Here is an 18,481-nt window from a genome sequence, read left to right on the forward strand (position 1 = left end):
CGTGGATGGATTATCCCAATTGCTGGATTTAAGCGAACTCTACCCATTTGCGCTAGACGAGTTTCAACAGCAGGCGATCGCGGCCCTGAATCAGGGCCAGTCCGTGGTGGTATCGGCACCCACGGGATCGGGCAAGACCTTAATTGGGGAATATGCAATCCATCGCGCCCGCAACCAGCGGAAGCGGGTTTACTACACAACCCCCCTGAAGGCCCTATCCAATCAAAAATTTCGGGATTTTCAAACCCAGTTTGGTCCCGATCAAGTGGGGTTGCTCACGGGGGATGTCTCCATTCACCGGGAAGCCCCTATTCTGGTGATGACCACGGAAATTTTTCGAAATATTCTCTACGGCACCCTTTTAAAAGACGTTAGTGCTTCCCTAAGCGATGTGGCGGCGGTGGTGCTAGATGAATGCCACTACATGAACGATCGCCAGCGGGGAACCGTTTGGGAAGAGTCGATTATTTACTGTCCGGCGCACATTCAGCTAATTGCCCTCTCAGCCACCATTGCCAATGCCCATGAACTTACCGATTGGATTGAGTGGGTACATGGCCCAACCCGACTCATTCAGTCTGACTCCCGACCTGTGCCGCTGCGGTTTCACTTTATTAACGGGCGGGGATTTTTTCCCTTGCTGCATCCCCAGCAGCCCAAACTCAACCCCAAGCTTAAGATTCAAAGCCGACGAGCGCAAACACGAAAGCAGAAACGCAGCGAAGTGCCTAGCCTTCCGGCCGTGGTCAAACATCTGAGCGATCGCGATCTGTTGCCAGCCATTTATTTCATCTTTAGCCGACGGCGCTGCGAGCAAGCCATCGATCAGCTAGGGTCGCGATCCCTGGTGACCGAAACCCAGGCCCAGGAAATTAACCGCCGCATTCAGCAAAAGTGGGAGGCCTTTCCAAACTTTGCCAAACCAGAGCAAATTTCAGCGCTCCAGCTGGGGATTGCCAGTCATCATGCGGGCCTGTTGCCCCTGTGGAAGGGGTTCGTCGAAGAATTATTTCAGCTAGGGCTGATTAAAATTGTCTTTGCCACAGAGACATTAGCCGCTGGAATCAATATGCCAGCCAGAACCACAATCATCTCTAGCCTGTCTAAACGGACCGATCTGGGTCACCGCCTCCTCAACGCCTCTGAGTTCCTGCAAATGTCTGGTAGAGCCGGACGGCGAGGCATGGACGAGATTGGCCATGTGATTACCCTGCAAACCGCCTTTGAGGGCGCACCGGAGGCGGCTTACCTGGCAACGGCGGATCCAGATCCGCTAGTGAGTCAGTTCACGCCCAGCTACGGCATGGTGCTCAATTTGCTCCAAACTCACACCTTCTCAGAATGCCAGGCCTTAATTGAGAAAAGCTTTGGGCAATATCTGTCCCTTAAAACCCTGGAACCTCAGCACCAGGCCATTCAGACCCTAGAGCAGGACTATCAACAGCTCCACCAGCAAACGGCCACCTTCGACTTTGGGGAAATTCACCACTATCAAAAACTGCAACAGCGTCTGCAAGTAGAACAAAAGCTGCTCAAAACCCTGCACCTGCAGGCGGAAGAAACGCGATCGCAGGAACTCCAAACCCAGGTGGATCACCTTGATCCAGGAGCAGTCGTGGGAATCAGCTCCAGGGTCCAAGGCCGACGATCCTCCATCCCCGAAACATTCCTTTCCTTAGAGTCAGCGGGCATTGATCCACCCCTCCCAGCCTGCGTAGTTCGCCAGCTGCCCAGTTCGGGCCAGCGGCCCTATTGGCTTTGCTTTGGCCAGGATAATCACTGGTACGTCCTGGGAGGGCCCCACATTGTGGCCTGCACGCCCCATCGGTTAGAGGCCTTGCCCAGCAAGCTTCCGGCCCCTCCTCCAAAACTGGTTCCCAAACCTGGCAAAAGCGCTCAGTCCACCCCTGAAACCCAAGCCCTTGCCGCCCAAATTCCTGATCTTGATCACTGGCAGCCCGCAGCAGAAGTCAAAACTCAGTTTCAACGGGTGCAGCGGTTAGCCTTGGACCTGCAGCAGCACCCGGCCCATGCCTATCATCGCCAGCACCAGCGTCTACTGCGCCAAGAGCGGCGATTAATAACCCTCAAACGCGATCTTGAGGACCGTCAGCAGAAACTTCATCAGCAAACCAGCGCTCGCTGGCGAGAATTCCTGGCCTTGGTGACGGTTCTGCAATCCTTTGATGCCATGGCAGGGGAGGCAATCTCCCCCTTAGGACAAATTGCGGCCCAATTCCGCGGGGAAAACGAACTCTGGCTGGCCTTGGTTTTCGCCTCAGGGCTGTGTGATCACCTGGCACCACACCATTTGGCGGCAGTAGTGGCGGCGGTCAGCTCCGAGTACAGCCGCCCAGACTCAAGCGTTCCTGGAGGAATTTCCCCAACCGTGGCGCAGACCCTGCAAGCACTACGTCCCCTCAAGCGTCAGCTCATTCAGGCACAGTACCGTCAAGCCATTTCATTTCCGGTCTACCTGGAAAAGGATCAGCTGGATTTGATTGAAAATTGGGCCTTGGAGGCAGGCTGGGATGAAATGACCCAATCAACCCCCCTCGACGAAGGAGACATTGTTCGACTGATTCGCAGAACCCTGGATATCCTTTCCCAAATTATTCATATCTCTGCCCTCCCCCCATCCCTGCGTCAGAACGCCAAGCGCGCTAAGTACCTGATGGAACGATTTCCCATTAGCGAACCCCTAGGAGCGGAAACGTTAACAGAGGAGGACTAGCTGGCTTCAAGATCCTTAATCAGCTCCAGGGGGGATCCCTCTTGCCCAGAGGATTCCTCCTCATCGGCTGAGAGGGCGGTGCTGGGCAACTCCAGGCAGTAGCCTGCCCCATAGACCGTTTTAATGTACTGAGGGTGACGCGGGTCCGGCTCTAGCTTTGTACGCAAATGGCGCACGTGGACCCGGATGGTTTCAATATCATCATCGGGATCGTAGCCCCAAACCTCTTGCAATATTTCACTGGGCGACACCGTTTGACCGTGACGCTGCAGCAAACAGTGAAGCAGCTCAAATTCTAATCTCGTCAGCTTAATCACAGACTCGCTCCAGAGCACCTCAAACCGCTCTGGGACCAGGGTCAAGGGACCATAGCTCAGAATTTCGCTGTGCCGAGCCGATTGGGGAATGCGGTTGGTCCGGCGCAGCAGCGCCCGGACTCGCACCAGCATTTCTTCAATTTCAAAGGGTTTTGTCAGGTAGTCATCCGCCCCCGCATTAAACCCCTCCACCTTGTCATGGGTTTGATTCAGGGCCGTCAACATCAAAATAGGAATGTCTGCCGTGCGCTCATCTCGACGCAGGCGCTGACAGATGGTAAACCCATCCACCTTGGGCAACATCAAATCCAGGATCACCAGATCAGGAACCAGCTGAACCGCTAGGGCTTGTCCTTTAATTCCATCGATGACAGGAGTCACCTCGTAACCCTCCATTTCTAAATTTATGGCGACTAACTCAGCAATTGCCGGATCGTCATCAATCACTAGAATGCGAGGTTTCATTTAAAAAAATCCAATGCTGCTGAACGGGCTGTTTCTATAATGCGTTTTCTGTAACTTACGTTATAAACTCTACAATTCAAGGCAACGATAGGAAATTGCGCACCGACAGGTCTGCCCAAATTATACGCATCCTCTCCCTATTTTGACGGAGGCCGAGCTGAAAATGCTAGATTTTTCAACATTTTTCTTTACAAAAATCCACACGTTGAGTTATTTATTGAAACAATTCCTCGATTCCTGGAGTAACGACTTCGGTTTACAGCTTTCGGCCTGAATCTTCCCCCATTAGCGGGGAGAGAGGGATCCCAGGCAAAATTTGCGACTTCTGAGGCCTGTGGCAAACCTCGGTTCCGAAAAAAAACCTAGATTGGCTTGCCAAACGAATCTATTTATCGTTACTATTTAATGCACGTTCCTCAGTAGCTCAGTGGTAGAGCGGTCGGCTGTTAACCGATTGGTCGTAGGTTCGAATCCTACCTGGGGAGTTTAAGACTTTAAGCTAGCTCTCGTTGAGCAGATCAGAAATTTTTGAATGTTTTCAAGCGCTTCCCTGGGGCGTTTGCAGTCGGTGGTCATGGATTGCGTCAGGGGAAGTACTTCTCCAGAGGTGAACTGGAGCTGAATTTGATAGAATGCGGTTCCAAAGATTTGAACTTTTTGGAGTGAGAGTTCTCGAATCTGGCTGATGGGGTAGTGCTTCGTACGCTGCTTCAGGCCGCGAATCTGGTGGAGCGTGAGGCAGTCTAAGGTTTTATCAAAGGTGCAAATCTCATTGGGACTAAGGACGTTAATCAAGCTGGCGATCGCAATGCACAGTCCGCCAAACAGGTCCACCGGCGGTTCGAAGGAGATAAAAATATAGAATCCGATCAAGGTGGTGCAGGCACTGATTAAGCGCAGGCCTAGAAGGTTTTCCTTGACCACAAGACGGACAGTATTGGCTTGGATAACCTTCATGGAATGGCAGCAGCGGCTGTGAAAGGAAAGTCAAGGGTCATATCGCGTTACGACAGGGGGGGAAGTTCTCCGCATCCCTGAGGAATACACCTGGCGTTAGTATGGACCAGAGGCCGTTAAGATTTAACGAGAGCAAGGCTGCAGATCCTCTTCAAAATCGTTCTTTATGGAGAGTTCGTTGGCGAGAAAAGGAGAGAAAATGCTTCGCAAGTTTGTGGGAAACTCAGAGAGGTGCCCCTTGAGCTGAGCACAAACTCATTGAAAATCGGGAAGACTAACTTCAGACTCCTTGATTGTTTGCGCCCCCTCCTCTTGAATTCATCGGCATGAGCTACTGCTTAAATCCTGCTTGTACCAATCCCAACAATCTTCCTCAGGATGTAACTTGTCAGACCTGTGGAAGCCCGTTAATCATGAACGACCGATATCGGGCCAGTCGGATTTTGGGGCGCGGGGGATTTGCCACAACCTTTCTCGCCATTGATGAAAGCCTACCGGGTCAGCCAAGCTGTGTCATTAAGCAGCTGCGTCCGGTGCTCTCGGCTCCCCATATTCTAGAGATGTCGCGGGAGCTATTTCAGAGAGAGGCCTCTACCCTGGGGAAAGTGGGAAATCATCCCCAGTTGCCGCGGCTGTTGGATTATTTCGAAGCAGATCAAGAGTTCTACCTGATTCAGGAATATATCGCCGGTGCCACCTTGCAGCAGGAGGTGCGGCGCGCCGGTCCCTTTGAGGAGGACAAGGTGAAGCAGGTGCTGGAGGAAGTCCTGCCCATCTTGAACTATCTCCACCAAAGTCAGGTGATCCACCGCGATATCAAACCTGCAAACATCATTCGCCGCGAGATCGATAGTAAGCTGGTGCTGATTGACTTTGGGGCAGTCAAGGATCAGGTGAGTCAAGTGGCGATCAACTCAGGAGACGACAATACGGCGCTCACGTCCTTCGCGGTTGGCACCCCAGGCTTTGCGCCCCCGGAGCAGATGGCCATGCGGCCGATTTACTCCAGCGATATCTACAGTTTGGGCGTCACCTGCCTGTACCTGCTCACGGGGAAGTCTCCTAAGGAGCTGAACTACAACTCTCAAACCGGCGAACTCGATTGGCAAAGCTGTATTTATGTCAGCGATGAATTTTCCCGTCTCCTAGGGAACATGATGGCGATTTCAGTCCGAGATCGCTATTCCAGCGCCACTGAAGCCCTGCAAGCCTTGGGCGCTCTCAAGCAGAGTCAGTCCCTCAATTTGGTGGACTCTCTCACAAGCGGCAACCTGACCACAGGGGGCCTGCGATCGGGCGGCAGTCGTGAGGCCAAGGCCTCCCCCTCTGCACGCTTGGCGGCCAAAATTCGAGCCCAACAAAATCGCCTGGGCACTGCCCACGATTCCGGAATGGTGCGCATGAATCAAGGATCGAACTATGCCGCAGCCCGGATGGGAAAGGCCGTCTCAGCCCCAGCGCAGCGATCGCGCCCTCGCCCTAAGAAAATCAATGCTAAGTCCCTGATGATGGCCTACGGCAGGGGAGAGCGCGATTTTTCGGGCTGCGACATGAGCCATATCCAGCTGCGCAAATGTCAACTGCGCAATGTCAACTTCCAGGAAGCAAAGCTCATCCAGGCCAACTTCCAGGAGAGCGATCTCAATAATGCCCAGCTTGGACGGGCCACCCTTACCGGCGCGGTGCTGAACAAAACCAAGCTGGTCCAAGCCTATCTCAGCTATGCCGATCTGGAGGGGGCCGATCTGCGAGGCGCTGATTTAAGCCTGGCCTATCTCAACAATGCCAATCTGCGCGGAGCTAATCTCTGTGGTGCCAACTTGACGGGAGCGAAGGTCTCCGAGCAGCAACTGGCCCTAGCCCGCACCAACTGGTCTACTATCTTGCCCAATGGAAAACGAAGCAAGCGCTTTGGCTTAATTTAGGAATGCCCCGAGAGGGAAGCTGAACCTGATAGAATAGGCGCTAGCGTTCTTTAGGGTTGGATTCAACACGATGGATATTTTAAGTTTTGGCTGGGTGGCTGTGCTCACATTGTTTACCTATTCCATTGCCATGGTGGTTTGGGCACGCCACGGCATGTAAGGGTGGGCCGTGACTCCTTCATTGACCAGTGTTTTAGCGACGCTTTCCTTTGCGATGCTGCTGTTCATCACCCTCGGCATCGTATATCTAACCTTTGTTGAATGGCGTGACCGGCGTCGGCGAGAGGATGAAAAAAGAGAGACTCGTCGGCGCTAGATCCCCTCTATCCTGTTCCCTCCATCCGCTCTATGCAGTCCGTTTCTGAACTCCTCACGGCTCAGTGCCGTGAGGCCCTCGTTGCTGCCTTTGGCCCGTCCTTTCAAGAGACGGACCCGCTTTTGATGCCCACCAATCAGCCTAAGTTCGGAGATTACCAGGCAAATGTGGCCCTATCCTTAGCAAAACCGCTAAAGCAGGCCCCAAGAGCGATCGCAGCCCAAATTGTAGACCATTTGGCCGTAGACCACCTCAGCGAGGCCCCCACCATTGCCGGCCCTGGGTTTATTAACTTTAAGCTCACGCCTGAGTTTCTCGCCCAGCAGCTTCAGCAGCTTCAGCAGCATCCCAGACTGGGCATTGACTCGGTCTCGGATCCCCAGAAAATCATCGTTGACTTTTCAAGTCCCAATATCGCCAAGGAGATGCACGTTGGGCATTTGCGATCTACCATCATTGGCGATTCCATTGCGCGGGTCCTTGAGTTTTTAGGTCATGAAGTACTGCGCCTGAACCATGTGGGTGACTGGGGTACTCAGTTTGGCATGCTGATCACCTATCTGCGGGAAGCCTGTCCTGAGGCGTTAATCCAGGCCGATGCCGTTGATCTTGGCGATCTGGTCACCTTCTATAAGCGCGCGAAGGAGCGGTTTGATCGCGATGAGGCCTTTCGCGAGGCGGCTCGGGAGGAGGTGGTTAAGCTCCAGGCTGGTGAACGGGACACCCTGCGGGCCTGGACCATTCTGTGTGACCAATCTCGCCGTGAGTTTGACAAAATCTATCAGCGTCTAGATATCAAGTTGCAAGAGCGGGGAGAGTCGTTTTACAATCCCCTGCTCCCCAACCTGGTTGAGTTGCTGCGTCAGCAACAACTACTGGTGGAGGACCAAGGGGCCCAGTGCGTCTTTTTAGAAGGTTTCCAGAATAAAGCCGGGAATTCGCAGCCGCTGATCGTGCAGAAATCCGATGGAGGCTATAACTATGCCACGACGGATCTAGCTGCGCTGCAGTATCGCATTCAAGATGATGGGGCCGATCGCATTATTTACGTGACCGATGCTGGACAGGCCAACCATTTTGCCCAAGTCTTTCAAGTTGCTCGCCGCGCTAAACTCATTCCTGACACCGTTGAGGTCGTTCATGTCCCCTTCGGTCTGGTCCAGGGAGAAGACGGCAAAAAGCTAAAGACACGATCCGGCGAAACCATTCGGCTGCGGGATCTGCTGGATGAAGCGGTGGAAAGAGCCAGGGCCGATTTCCTGGAACGCCTACGAACCGATGATCGCCAGGAGTCGGAGGCTTTTATTAATCAGGTGGCCCAGGTCATGGGTCTCGGAGCCGTAAAATATGCGGACCTCAGCCAAAACCGCACCAGTAATTACATCTTTAGCTACGATAAAATGCTGGCGCTGCAGGGTAACACGGCTCCCTACATGATTTATGCCTACGTGCGGGTACAGGGCATTAGCCGCAAGGGTAATATTGATCTGAGCAATCTGCGATCGCAACTGTCCATAGTGCTCACCGATGAAACGGAGCTGATCCTGGCCAAACATCTGCTCCAGCTGCAGGACACCTTAAAAACGGTGGCGCAGGATCTCATGCCAAACCGGCTGTGTCAGTATTTATTCGAGCTCAGTCAAAAGTTCAACCAGTTCTACGATCGCTGCCCGGTGCTATCGGCTGAGGACTCAGTCAAAGCCTCCCGTTTGCTGCTTTGCGATCTCACGGCGCGAACTATCAAACTTGGGCTGTCCTTGCTTGGCATCTCGGTAGTTGAGCGCCTTTAAGGGGCGATGTCAGTGGCGATCGCGATGGCGATCGCCGTGGGGATCGGTGCCGGCGGTGCGAGTTTCCAACGGGGTTTTCTCAGTCAAAGCGCTGGCGCACCATCTGCTGGGCAGAAGCGGGATCGCTCACCTGGCCATCAAGGGTTGCATCTAAGATAAAGTCCAGCATGGCGCGAAATTTTTTGCCGGGCCTGTAGCCCATTTCAATCAGGGTTGCGCCATTAATCATGGGCTGGACGTGCTGCCAAATTTGAAGATAGCGCCAAAGGATCGCGCGCACTGAAACTGAGACACACACGGCACCAAGAATGATGAGTTCAGGGGAATAGGGGCGCAATGTTTTCACGACCCGACTGGGGGATGGATGGCCCTGGAGTTGATCGGAGCACCGCTGCACCAATGCCTGAAATTGCCCCAGGCGCATCTGACTTCCCTCCGGTAGCTGCAACTTCTGGGCAACTTTGAGCCGTGCCGACTCGGGAAGCTGCAGCAGCAGCACCTCCAGAATGATGGGCCAGCGCCGATCCCCTGGCTCAGGGTTGAGGGCCTCTAGCCAACGCGCCGCCATTTTAATGGCTCGCAAGCTTGAGGGCGGCATTGCCAGATCAGGATGAATACAGCACCAAGCACCAAGATCCTGAATGAGCGCAAGCGCCCTTAACCAGTGCACCTCTTGAACAATGTACTTGAGCTCGTTGCGCAGTCGACTTTGAAGGGCGGGGGCTTTATGGTGGTTCCCCTCAGTTTGCTGATAAATGCCGCTGGCGATCGCAGTTTGAAGATAAATTTTTGTCTGCTCGTCCAGGGAAAAGCCCAGCCGACTGGCAAAGCGAATGGCTCGGAAGATGCGGGTGGGATCTTCGATAAAGCTGTTGGGATGTAGAACCCGAATCAACTTTTGTTCAAGGTCTTCCACACCTCCAAAAAAATCGAGCAGTTCGCCCCGCTGCTGGGGCGAATTTTGGTGGCCGGTGAGCCTAACGGCCAAAGCATTGATAGAGAAGTCGCGTCGATAGAGATCTTGACGAATGGAGCTAACGGATATCTCCGGATTGGCCGCCGGATAGGGATAAAACTCGCTGCGCGCCGTGGCAATATCCATCGAAAAAGGACCCAGATGGCTCTCGTCATGCCAGATTAAAGCTGCCGTTTGAAACTCCCCATAAATTTGCAGCTGAGCCTCGGGAAAGTCTTCGGCAATGGATCGAGCCAGTTCCCCTCCTGCCCCCTGAAGATCCGAAGTTCCCCCGCTATCCACCACTAGGTCAAACTCGCGGAAATGAACCTGAGATTGGGCAAGCAAAAGATCGCGCACCGCTCCTCCCACCAAATACAGCTGCCAGCCGCGGGCCTCGGCTTGCTGGGCCGCAATTTTCAAGAGCCCCTTGAGGGGGGGCGGGAGTGTGCTCTCCAGGAGGGATCGAATCGAGGTTTTTGTGATGCTGGCCTGGCCTGCCTGGGGTCTTTTTAGCTGGTGGATCTGCCGCAAAATATCCGTGCGCGTAACGATTCCAAGGATCTGCCCGCCATCGACGACGGGCAGGCGACCAATATCGTAGTTCACCATCAACGCTTCAATCTCGGGCAAAGCCGTATCTGGATGAATTGTTTTCACCGGACTTTTCATGTAGCCTTTAACCGGAGCATGCCCAAATCCATGGTGCAGGGCAATATCAAGATCCCGTCGAGAGATAATGCCGACTAGATCTCCGGAGGGATTCACCACCGACAGACCAGAATGTCCGTAGCGTAACAAAATTCGGCGGGCTTGATTAATAGTAGCCTCAGGGCGAAGGGTTCTGACCGGAGAAGACATCAGATCTCGCGCCGTGGGAGGAATAGGCAGGGATTGACGGAGCGAGGTCACCATTTGATCCAGGGCCGCGCGAGGATCCTCCGTTTTGAGAGTAACCGCAGCGGCATGGGCATGGCCGCCGCCCCCCAAGGGCTGCAAAACTTGAGCGACATCAATGCCGTCCGCCCTGGCTCGGGCAATGACCGTGAGTCGCGGCGGGCCTTCGCCGTGAGTGCGATAGATATGCCCCAGTAAAATGGCATCACTCTCACTGAGGGTTGTCAGCTGGGACGCCAAACTGGACAGACCAGGAACATAGTAAGACGTTTGAACCAGCACCCAGCCCAGGCGATACCCCCGAACTACCACCGTTTGCAGTTTTTGCAGCACCTCTGCCAGCAAATCCTGTAGCTCCGTTGAAAAGCCTGGCTCGATGTAGTCTGCGATCGCCCGCTGATTCGCCCCTTGAGCCATGAGCCAGGCCAGGGCTCTAGCGTCTCGCACCGTTGCCCCCTCATAAGTTAAGGACCCAGTATCCACGTGAATGCCCAGGGCCATCACCGTTAAATCCGCCACCGAGAGAGGAAGATGCTGCTGCTGACATTGCTCCACCATCAATGTAGTCGTAGCCCCGACGGCCTCCACCCGCAGGTTATCGGTCTTGATATCTGCATCATTACTGACGTGATGGTCCCAAACCTCAACCTGCACCTGCGGTAAATCAAGCCAGCCCTGGGCCGGTCCCAACTGCTCCCGTCGCTGGGTATCCACCACCGTGATTCGCCGAATCGCCTCCACCGTGACAGAACGACGCTCGATTAAGGGAAACTCATCTCGGTAAAGGGCCAAAAAATTCCGCACCGCCGGATGGGCGCCACCGCAAAGCACAATGCGGGTCCCAGGTCTCAGTCTGGCCAGGCCCACCGCCGCCCCCAGCGCATCAAAGTCCGCTGTACGATGACACAAAACCAGTTCAGACAACGAATGCAACGCTGTGCCCCCTTTGCGGTAATATAATCACGGTCGCTCAACATATAACAAAAGCAGTCGCTGTAATTATATTGCGCTTTCTTCAAATCAAGACTGGTCCAGCATTGGGAGAAAACAATGGTATTTATTTTTGATCTTGCCCTACTTGCGTTGGTTCTATTGTCCTTTGTCATGGCCGTTGGGGTTCCAGTTGCCTATGCCTCAGGTCAAGATTGGGATCGCTCTCGGCAGCTGATCTGGGTTGGGTCCATTGCCTGGATTGGTCTGGTTCTAGCCGTGGCCTTCTTAAATTCCTTTGTGGTCTAGCCAGTCTAGCCCGAAGTGGACCTCTCGGGTCGCGCAGGGCTTGGATCGCACAGAACTTGGATCGCACAGAACTTGGATCGCACAGAACTTGGGGATAGCTAGAGCTGTCCCCCCAAGCCCCTGCCCCCTGAGAAGACGGCTCCACGGAGGGTCTTACTCCACACCAGTCGCAATGGGCGGCTTTTTTTTGGGATCTTTTTTTGGCGGCAACCGTGCTGTAGCACGATGCCGACCCAGAGCGAGATAGCATAGGGTGAGGTAAACTCCAGTCCTCTCGTAACTCTTAAGTTTCATGGCCACATTTGAAGGAAGCTTTGTCAATCCTCAGGACTTTCGCTTTGCCATTGTCATTGGTCGGTTTAACGATCTGGTTTCCCTAAAGCTCCTGGAAGGCTGTCGGGACTGTTTGCAGCGCCATGGGGTAACGGTTGACCCTGAGGATTCGCAGGTGGACTATGTGTGGGTTCCGGGAAGCTTTGAGATTCCCCTGGTTGCCAAAACTCTGGCTCAAACCAGACGCTACGATGCCATTATCTGCATCGGTGCTGTGATCAAAGGTCATACCCCCCACTTTGACTATGTTGCGGGGGAGGTAGCCAAGGGAATTGCGGCAACCGGGCTGCAAACAGGGGTGCCGATCATCTTTGGAGTGTTAACGGTTGACACAATGCAGCAGGCCCTGGAACGCGCTGGCATCAAGAGCAACAAAGGCTGGGATTACGCCATGAATGCCCTGGAAATGGCCAGCTTAATGAAAACCCTTCCCCAAGCTTAATCAGGCTTGATCTAGATCTCCCGATCCCCCTGAACCAGCTGGCCCGCACCATCGCATCTGGCTCAAAGGCTGTTTCAGGGGATACCCAATCTGTCACCGTTGGAAAGACGCCGGAATCTCGATTGAAACTTTACTAGATTGTTGACAGTGGCCCCATCTTTTGAGAAGCTATTAGACGTTGCGGGTATAGCTCAGTGGTAGAGCGTCACCTTGCCAAGGTGAATGTCGCGCGTTCGAATCGCGTTACCCGCTTTATGAAAGTTACCGTTCATACTCTCCAAAAGAAGAAGCGTAACGCTGAGCCCATTGTGGCGCTTACGGCCTGGGACTATTTGTTTGCAGAGTTAATCGATCAAGCCGGTGTGGATGTGGTGCTGGTGGGAGATTCTCTGGCCATGGTAGCCCTGGGGCACCCCACAACCTTGCCCATGACGCTAGAGACCATGTTGCACCATGCCCAAGCCGTGAGTCGGGGAGTGCAGCAGGCGTTATTAGTGTGTGATCTTCCGTTTCTGAGCTATCAAGAGAGTCCTCAGGTGGCCTTCCAGGTGGCCGGGCGGATCATTCAAGAAACCCAAGCCCAAGCCGTCAAACTTGAGGGGGGATACTCTGCCATGGTGGACACCGTCTCGTTCCTGGTCCAGCGAGGGATTCCGGTGATGGGGCATCTGGGTTTAACCCCCCAGTCTGTCCATCAGTTGGGATATCGGCAGCAGGGAAAAACGCCGGAAGCAGCGGAGCAGATCCTGACACAGGCAAGGGCGCTCGAGTCCGCTGGCGCCTTCTCCATTGTGCTTGAGCATATCCCTAAGGATGTGGCCGCTCAAGTAACCCAATCTCTAACCATCCCCACCATCGGCATTGGCGCGGGGCCTGCCTGCGATGGCCAAATTTTAGTCACCGCAGACCTGTTGGGGCTAACCTCCAAACAGCCTCCCTTTGCTCCCCCCTACCTGAACTTGCGTTCCAAGGTTCAAGAAGCGGTGCAGGCTTACAGTCAAGATGTTCGTCAAGGCAAGTTTCCCTAGGGGTTGACATCCTCCCCGGCCCGAAGCGGCGGGGATTCCCAGTCTGCCCACAGCCATCCTCATGGCACAGGTTTTATCAGAAGGCAAACCATTGTGTCACAATAGCAAGGTTGGTTTGGCTGTCCAGAGGTGGGCGTGTCCTCTAATCCAGAAAAACAGGCTGAGCCAGTGGGGAATGGATTGAATCCAGAAAATTCCTACTACGACATCCTGGGAGTTTCAACCCAAGCAACTCAGGAGCAAATTCGTTCGGCCTATCGGCGCAAGAGCAAACAGTACCATCCTGATACCACCCCCTTGGACCCCCGTGAGGCTGCGGTAAAATTTCAGGTGCTCAACCAGGCCTACGATCATCTGCGAGATCAAAAAAAGCGGATGCTCTACGATCTGAATCTACAGGCTGCAGCTTCTCCAAATCCCCCTCCTAGCCGATCCCAGGACCCCCCACCGCGCACGGGATCTAATTCTGCCTTCCTAGAGGCCCGCGATCGCCCCCTCTCCCCAGGTGAAATTTTTGCCCTCTTCATTCTTGGACTGACCTTTGTGGGCTGTCTGCTATTAGCCATTGTGGTGGGAATTTCTCGGGGGGAGGTCCTGATTCAGGCGCTGCCCCAGGAGGCTGCGAAAAAACCGCAGGTCACTGCTCAACAGATCACGGTTCCTCTGCCCGACAGTCAACCTCGATCCCCGACTCAAGCCCAGAGCCAGTTTTCTACCCGCCCGGCTCCTCACCTTTTACATCCCTTAAACCTGCAGCGATCTTCGGCTTCCGGTTAGGTTTCCTTATCGACTCGATTTGCAACACCGCCTCCCATGACTCCTACGCTCCCATCATCCGATACGCCCTTATATAACCATCCGCTTCCTGCCATTGAACTGTGGCTGTCCGATCATGGATGCAGTCAAGATCGTCAGCTTCCCCATCTCTGGCACCTGGAGCACCCACAATGGCGGGCAGAGCTGAATTTAGATATCGAAGATCTCACTGTGGTTTATTACCTTAAGCAAGATCCCGACCATCCCATCAAGCGAACCTTTAAATATTCGCTGAGCCGTCAGGATCTCGATGCCGCAATTTTCATGGGGCCTTAGCGAGGTCAGACCCCCGTCTTGTCCCTCCGTCCTCCCTAAAAATTGCCCCTAAAGCTTGCCAAACCGCCGTTGTCGCTGCTGATAGGACACCAGAGCACGGTGAAACTCCTGCCGATTAAAATCTGGCCAAAGAGTATTGGTCACGTACAGTTCCGCGTAGGCCATTTGCCAGAGCAAGAAATTGCTAACTCGCATTTCTCCGCTGGTGCGAATGAGTAAATCTGGATCTCCAATACCTGCTGTATACAGGTACTGCTCAAAGATAGATTCATCAATCTCCTCTGCTGCCAGGCGACCTGCCTTGACAGCCTGAGCAATCGCCCGGCAGGCCTGAACAATTTCTGTTCGTCCACCGTAGTTGGTTGCCACCACAAACTGAATGTCCCGATTCATTTGAGTGGCTTCCATGGCCCGATTAATCTCGCGCTGCAGCGTATCGGGCAGAGCCTGCAAATCTCCAACAAACCGAATTTGGACCCCCTCCTCCACCATCTCCTGAAGTTCTCGCCGCAACACCCGCTCAAACAGCGTCATCAAAAATTCCACCTCGGGCATGGGGCGTCGCCAGTTTTCGGTGGAGAACGCATAGGCCGTTAAGGCCCCGATTCCCCAGTCTTTACAGCAGCGCAGCAGGGCCTTGAGCGCATCCACCCCGCGTCGATGGCCGATAAAGCGGGGCAACCCCTGTTGCTGTGCCCAGCGACCATTTCCATCCATAATCACGGCCACATGTCGCGGCAGCTTTTGAACCTCAAGGTCTACGGGCAGCTTATCCAGGGCAGTAGAATTCACAGTCATGTTTTTTTCCGGAAACCAGACAGGTTGAAAAGATGTTGAACCAGGGACACACTTTGACTATGGAGGGACTTAAAGATGGAACTAAATCCTGGAGTCACCACATCTCGCTCTAGCGTAGAGGTGAGACGAGAAGACAAGAGTTCTTTCAACTTGCTGCTGGTTAGAGGGCGCTGGAGGTTCCCCTTCTCAGCCAGAGAAATTGAACCTGTTTCTTCTGAAACAACGATGCAAACGCATTGATCAACTCGTTCTGTGATCCCCATGGCGGCTCGATGGCGCGTACCAAGCTGCCGTGAGGCATCAAGGCGGTCAGATATGGGTAGGATAACACCCGCTGCGGCAATGCGATCGCCCCGGATCAACAGTGCCCCGTCATGGAGCAAGGTCGTGGTTTGAAAAATGGTTTGAATCAGTTCCTTGGACAATTCCGCATTCAGCTTAACGCCGGGAACAGAAAAATCACGCTCATTCATGGGCGTTGGGGAAGTCTCAAGGATGAGGAGAGCACCGGTACGATTTTGGGAGAGTTCTTTGACCGCTTCGACCACCTTGTCCACAGGGCTTTGGGACTCTTGCAAACTATAGGCCTTGGGCTTGAACAGCTGAAACAGTTCACCGCGACCGAGCTGCTCTAAAAATCGACGGGCTTCAGATTGGAGAATGACCGCCATGGCAACGGCTGACCCAGTAACCAGGTTAGAGAGCAGAAAAAACAGAAGATCTAATCCTAACCGCTCACTAGCCTTTGCCGCCAGCATCAGCAGGATAAACCCTCGGACCATCCAGAGGGTGCGCCGCTCCGCGATCACCAACAGGACCATGTAGGTCAGGGCAAGGACTAGGCCAATGTCTAAAAACAGAAGCAATGACTGATTTGCGATCAAGTCACTCACCCATTGCTGTAGCCCTTCCATTGAGACGGTCTTACCCTAAGCTATTCGTTGCGATTGCCAAACGACCAAAAGGTCAGTGTGTCTGTAGACGTGCGGGAACACAATCCTGACGGAGCAGATCCTGGTAAGTTTCGCGCCGTAAAATCAAGTTCGCTTGCCCCTCTCGGACCATGACCGCTGCGGGACGCGGAATGCGATTGTAATTTGAAGACATACTGTAGTTGTACGCCCCTGTTGAGAGAACCACGAGGTGATCCCCCACCTCACACACTGGGATTTTGGCGTCCTTGACTAGGATATCGCCCGATTCACAATGTTTGCCAGCAATTGTCGCCACTTCCGAGATTGGCGCAGACATGCGGTTAGCTAGGACCAAGCTATAGAGAGATTGATACGTTATGGGGCGAGGATTGTCGGACATGCCTCCATCTACGGCAAGATAGGTCCGAATGTCTGGTACCACCTTTCGCGATCCAATGGTGTAGGCGGTCACGCAGGCAGGGCCAATCAGCGATCGCCCAGGTTCGCACAGCAGCTTCGGATAATCGAGATGCCAGGTTTGACAAGCGGCCACAATGCCCTCGCAGACCACTTTGGACCAGTCCTCAATACTGGGGGGATCATCGGATTCCGTATAGCGAATCCCCAATCCGCCCCCCACATTTAGCTCCTGCATGGGGAGCCCCATCTGAGCAGCCTTGACGAACCACTCCACTAGCACATCGGTGAGATCTCGGTGGGGCGCAACCTCAAAAATCTGGGATCCAATGTGGGCATGGACGCCGATCCATTCAATCTCCGGGTGCGCTGCGGCAAAGGCTAACACCTCAGGCATCTGATTGGGGTCGAAACCAAACTTGCTGTCCAGGTGCCCGGTGCGAATATATTCATGGGTGTGGCATTCAATGCCTGGCGTCAGGCGAAGCATGACCCGGGGCGATCCCTGGATCAGGGCAACGCCCGCTGGCAGTTCGTGGGGATCGATCAGAGGCGTATGACGGCGTTGAGCCACCAGATCAACGAGCAAGTTTAGCTCATACCAGTTATCTGCAATGATGGTGCAGCCCGCAGCAATGGCCAGGGCCAGCTCCTCACGCCCCTTGTTATTCCCATGCACATAAATACGCTGAGCTGGCATGCCCGCCGCTAGGGCAGTATAGAGTTCTCCCCCCGAAACAACATCAATCCCAACGGATTCATCGGCAACCAGGGCACAAACGGCCAAACAGTTCCAGGCCTTGGAGGCATAAAGGACCAGGGACTCTCCAGGATAGTGGCGCGCAAAGGCCTGCCGATACTGCTGACAAGCCACTCGGACCGTTTGCTCATCTAATATATAGAGTGGTGAGCCAAATTGCTGCACCAGTTGGGTCACGTCGCATCCTCCGATCTCAAGATGATCTTGATCGTTCACGCGAGCCGTGAGGGGTAGAAGCTGCTGGTTGGGCGATCGCAGATCAACCGATAGATCATCAAAAGGCGCAACTGTGAGATCTTGAGAAGACACCATGGGAAAAAGCTGTGTTTAACTTAACTAGTCTACAGTTTGGCGGCCTTTTCATGTTAAGAGAATCTGGGTCTCCTCACCTCCATTGCGCCATGACTTCAACGCTGCACATCCTGGCTTTGCCGCGGGAGTTCGCCGCCGCCGCCGCCGATCTTGACCGTCAGACCCTGGGAGGATTTTGGACCTTAGGGGCCTATCAACAGGAGATGCAGCGATCCAGTGCGGTGCTGTTGGGATTAGTCGCGCCCCTGAGCGCCCCGCTGAGCAAGACGGTGCCGCGCGCGGGTCACTTCGGGCTATTGGGCATGGTCTGCGGGTGGCACATTCTCGATGAAGTTCACCTGACGATGCTGGCAGTTCATCCCGATTATCGGACCTTAGGCTGGGGTGGGGGCCTGCTCAACCGACTGCTGTACCACACCAGTCAGCGGCAAGGCACGCGCGCAACCCTGGAGGTCAGATCCAGTAATCAAGCCGCCATTGGGCTCTACGAGCAATACGGATTTAAGGCCGTGGGTGAGCGCCCGCACTACTACCCAGACGGGGAAAGCGCCTCCATTTTCTGGCTCTCAGGGTTGCATACCCCAGCCCGTCGACAGGTCCTCACGGATCGGTGGCGCAATCTGCAATCACGGGTGGCGCGTGAACAGCACCGCCTTCTCACCTATGTGGACTGAACCTATGTGAACCGAACCTATGGGGACCAAACCTATGGGGACTGAGGCAGCGCCCAAGGTGGCGGTGGATGTGGAATACCGATCCATGCGCGATCCCCCCATCCCCTAGGGAAGTC

The 18,481-nt window shown here is 54.2% G+C and carries 15 protein-coding genes, 2 tRNA genes and 1 pseudogene; 12 read left to right on the plus strand and 6 right to left on the minus strand.

What is annotated here, in order from left to right:
* The first annotated feature begins 1 nt into the window (after nucleotide 1).
* Complete coding sequence (locus tag QQ91_RS04985; protein WP_166280682.1) at nucleotides 2–2,734, plus strand: DEAD/DEAH box helicase; 2,733 nt, start codon at nucleotides 2–4, stop codon at nucleotides 2,732–2,734.
* Here QQ91_RS04985 and QQ91_RS04990 read toward each other — a convergent pair.
* On the minus strand, nucleotides 2,731–3,516 hold the full coding sequence (locus QQ91_RS04990) for a response regulator transcription factor (RefSeq protein WP_201277329.1): 786 nt from the start codon (nucleotides 3,514–3,516) through the stop codon (nucleotides 2,731–2,733). The genes QQ91_RS04985 and QQ91_RS04990 overlap by 4 nt on opposite strands.
* 413 nt (nucleotides 3,517–3,929) lie before the next feature.
* On the opposite strand from QQ91_RS04990, the gene QQ91_RS04995 reads away from it, so the two are divergent.
* Nucleotides 3,930–4,001 (plus strand) — tRNA-Asn (locus QQ91_RS04995).
* 1 nt (nucleotide 4,002) lies between these two features.
* Here QQ91_RS04995 and QQ91_RS05000 read toward each other — a convergent pair.
* Nucleotides 4,003–4,473 carry a hypothetical protein gene (locus QQ91_RS05000; protein WP_166280684.1) on the minus strand — a complete coding sequence of 157 codons (471 nt, stop codon included), beginning with the start codon at nucleotides 4,471–4,473 and terminating at the stop codon, nucleotides 4,003–4,005.
* 326 nt (nucleotides 4,474–4,799) lie between these two features.
* On the opposite strand from QQ91_RS05000, the gene QQ91_RS05005 reads away from it, so the two are divergent.
* From QQ91_RS05005 to argS, 3 genes are all read left to right on the plus strand, one after another.
* Nucleotides 4,800–6,398, plus strand: a complete 1,599-nt coding sequence (locus tag QQ91_RS05005; protein WP_166280686.1) for a serine/threonine-protein kinase — start codon at nucleotides 4,800–4,802, stop codon at nucleotides 6,396–6,398.
* A gap of 70 nt (nucleotides 6,399–6,468) precedes the next feature.
* Entirely contained in the window at nucleotides 6,469–6,558 is a 90-nt protein-coding gene (gene petN, locus QQ91_RS05010; protein ID WP_166280688.1) for a cytochrome b6-f complex subunit PetN, read from the plus strand.
* Nucleotides 6,559–6,746: 188 nt separating this feature from the next.
* A complete protein-coding gene (gene argS / locus QQ91_RS05015; RefSeq protein WP_166280690.1) occupies nucleotides 6,747–8,504 on the plus strand; it encodes an arginine--tRNA ligase in 1,758 nt (585 codons plus the stop codon).
* A 79-nt stretch (nucleotides 8,505–8,583) separates the two neighbouring features.
* On the opposite strand, the gene QQ91_RS05020 is transcribed toward argS, so the two are convergent.
* Nucleotides 8,584–11,289, minus strand: coding sequence for a CBS domain-containing protein (locus tag QQ91_RS05020; RefSeq protein WP_236096076.1), 2,706 nt, complete (start codon nucleotides 11,287–11,289; stop codon nucleotides 8,584–8,586).
* 117 nt (nucleotides 11,290–11,406) lie between these two features.
* Here QQ91_RS05020 and psbZ point away from each other — a divergent pair, with 117 nt between their 5' ends.
* The 6 genes and pseudogenes from psbZ (at nucleotide 11,407) to QQ91_RS05050 (ending at nucleotide 14,490) form a co-directional block, all read left to right on the plus strand.
* Nucleotides 11,407–11,595 carry a photosystem II reaction center protein PsbZ gene (gene psbZ, locus QQ91_RS05025; protein WP_166280692.1) on the plus strand — a complete coding sequence of 63 codons (189 nt, stop codon included), beginning with the start codon at nucleotides 11,407–11,409 and terminating at the stop codon, nucleotides 11,593–11,595.
* 292 nt (nucleotides 11,596–11,887) lie between these two features.
* Nucleotides 11,888–12,358: pseudogene (gene ribH, locus QQ91_RS05030) on the plus strand (6,7-dimethyl-8-ribityllumazine synthase); the annotation flags it as partial.
* Between the two features lie 192 nt (nucleotides 12,359–12,550).
* Nucleotides 12,551–12,622: transfer RNA gene (locus QQ91_RS05035), tRNA-Gly, on the plus strand.
* Between the two features lie 2 nt (nucleotides 12,623–12,624).
* Nucleotides 12,625–13,398: a 3-methyl-2-oxobutanoate hydroxymethyltransferase gene (gene panB, locus QQ91_RS05040; RefSeq protein WP_166280696.1), complete on the plus strand. Its 774-nt coding sequence runs from the start codon at nucleotides 12,625–12,627 to the stop codon at nucleotides 13,396–13,398.
* Between the two features lie 135 nt (nucleotides 13,399–13,533).
* A complete protein-coding gene (locus tag QQ91_RS05045) occupies nucleotides 13,534–14,175 on the plus strand; it encodes a J domain-containing protein (RefSeq protein ID WP_250833265.1) in 642 nt (213 codons plus the stop codon).
* 36 nt (nucleotides 14,176–14,211) lie between these two features.
* Nucleotides 14,212–14,490 carry a DUF3143 domain-containing protein gene (locus tag QQ91_RS05050; protein WP_166280698.1) on the plus strand — a complete coding sequence of 93 codons (279 nt, stop codon included), beginning with the start codon at nucleotides 14,212–14,214 and terminating at the stop codon, nucleotides 14,488–14,490.
* Nucleotides 14,491–14,538: 48 nt separating this feature from the next.
* Here the strand turns inward: QQ91_RS05050 and uppS are convergent, their stop codons facing one another.
* From uppS to lysA, 3 genes are read right to left on the minus strand one after another with little or no spacing between them, the layout of a single operon-like run.
* Nucleotides 14,539–15,288: a polyprenyl diphosphate synthase gene (uppS, locus tag QQ91_RS05055; protein ID WP_166280700.1), complete on the minus strand. Its 750-nt coding sequence runs from the start codon at nucleotides 15,286–15,288 to the stop codon at nucleotides 14,539–14,541.
* Nucleotides 15,285–16,202 (minus strand): diadenylate cyclase CdaA, encoded by a 918-nt coding sequence (cdaA, locus tag QQ91_RS05060; RefSeq protein ID WP_166280702.1) that lies wholly within the window; start codon nucleotides 16,200–16,202, stop codon nucleotides 15,285–15,287. Before cdaA ends, uppS begins: the two co-directional genes overlap by 4 nt.
* 52 nt (nucleotides 16,203–16,254) lie before the next feature.
* Nucleotides 16,255–17,691 (minus strand): diaminopimelate decarboxylase, encoded by a 1,437-nt coding sequence (gene lysA / locus QQ91_RS05065; RefSeq protein WP_166280704.1) that lies wholly within the window; start codon nucleotides 17,689–17,691, stop codon nucleotides 16,255–16,257.
* An 89-nt stretch (nucleotides 17,692–17,780) separates the two neighbouring features.
* Here lysA and QQ91_RS05070 point away from each other — a divergent pair, with 89 nt between their 5' ends.
* Nucleotides 17,781–18,365 (plus strand): GNAT family N-acetyltransferase, encoded by a 585-nt coding sequence (locus QQ91_RS05070; RefSeq protein WP_166280706.1) that lies wholly within the window; start codon nucleotides 17,781–17,783, stop codon nucleotides 18,363–18,365.
* The last annotated feature ends 116 nt before the right edge of the window (nucleotides 18,366–18,481 follow it).

The sequence above is a fragment of the Lyngbya confervoides BDU141951 genome (assembly GCF_000817775.3).
GTDB lineage: Bacteria > Cyanobacteriota > Cyanobacteriia > Thermosynechococcales > Thermosynechococcaceae > Lyngbya > Lyngbya confervoides.

What these genes read in the sequence shown, in the direction of transcription:
- QQ91_RS04990 (WP_201277329.1), bottom strand. Translation starts at nt 3,516, where the DNA reads ATGAAACCTCGCATTCTAGTGATTGATGACGATCCGGCAATTGCTGAG.
- QQ91_RS05000 (WP_166280684.1), bottom strand. Translation starts at nt 4,473, where the DNA reads ATGAAGGTTATCCAAGCCAATACTGTCCGTCTTGTGGTCAAGGAAAAC.
- QQ91_RS05005 (WP_166280686.1), top strand. Translation starts at nt 4,800, where the DNA reads ATGAGCTACTGCTTAAATCCTGCTTGTACCAATCCCAACAATCTTCCT.
- petN (WP_166280688.1), top strand. Translation starts at nt 6,469, where the DNA reads ATGGATATTTTAAGTTTTGGCTGGGTGGCTGTGCTCACATTGTTTACC.
- argS (WP_166280690.1), top strand. Translation starts at nt 6,747, where the DNA reads ATGCAGTCCGTTTCTGAACTCCTCACGGCTCAGTGCCGTGAGGCCCTC.
- psbZ (WP_166280692.1), top strand. Translation starts at nt 11,407, where the DNA reads ATGGTATTTATTTTTGATCTTGCCCTACTTGCGTTGGTTCTATTGTCC.
- panB (WP_166280696.1), top strand. Translation starts at nt 12,625, where the DNA reads ATGAAAGTTACCGTTCATACTCTCCAAAAGAAGAAGCGTAACGCTGAG.
- QQ91_RS05050 (WP_166280698.1), top strand. Translation starts at nt 14,212, where the DNA reads ATGACTCCTACGCTCCCATCATCCGATACGCCCTTATATAACCATCCG.
- uppS (WP_166280700.1), bottom strand. Translation starts at nt 15,288, where the DNA reads ATGACTGTGAATTCTACTGCCCTGGATAAGCTGCCCGTAGACCTTGAG.
- cdaA (WP_166280702.1), bottom strand. Translation starts at nt 16,202, where the DNA reads ATGGAAGGGCTACAGCAATGGGTGAGTGACTTGATCGCAAATCAGTCA.
- lysA (WP_166280704.1), bottom strand. Translation starts at nt 17,691, where the DNA reads ATGGTGTCTTCTCAAGATCTCACAGTTGCGCCTTTTGATGATCTATCG.
- QQ91_RS05070 (WP_166280706.1), top strand. Translation starts at nt 17,781, where the DNA reads ATGACTTCAACGCTGCACATCCTGGCTTTGCCGCGGGAGTTCGCCGCC.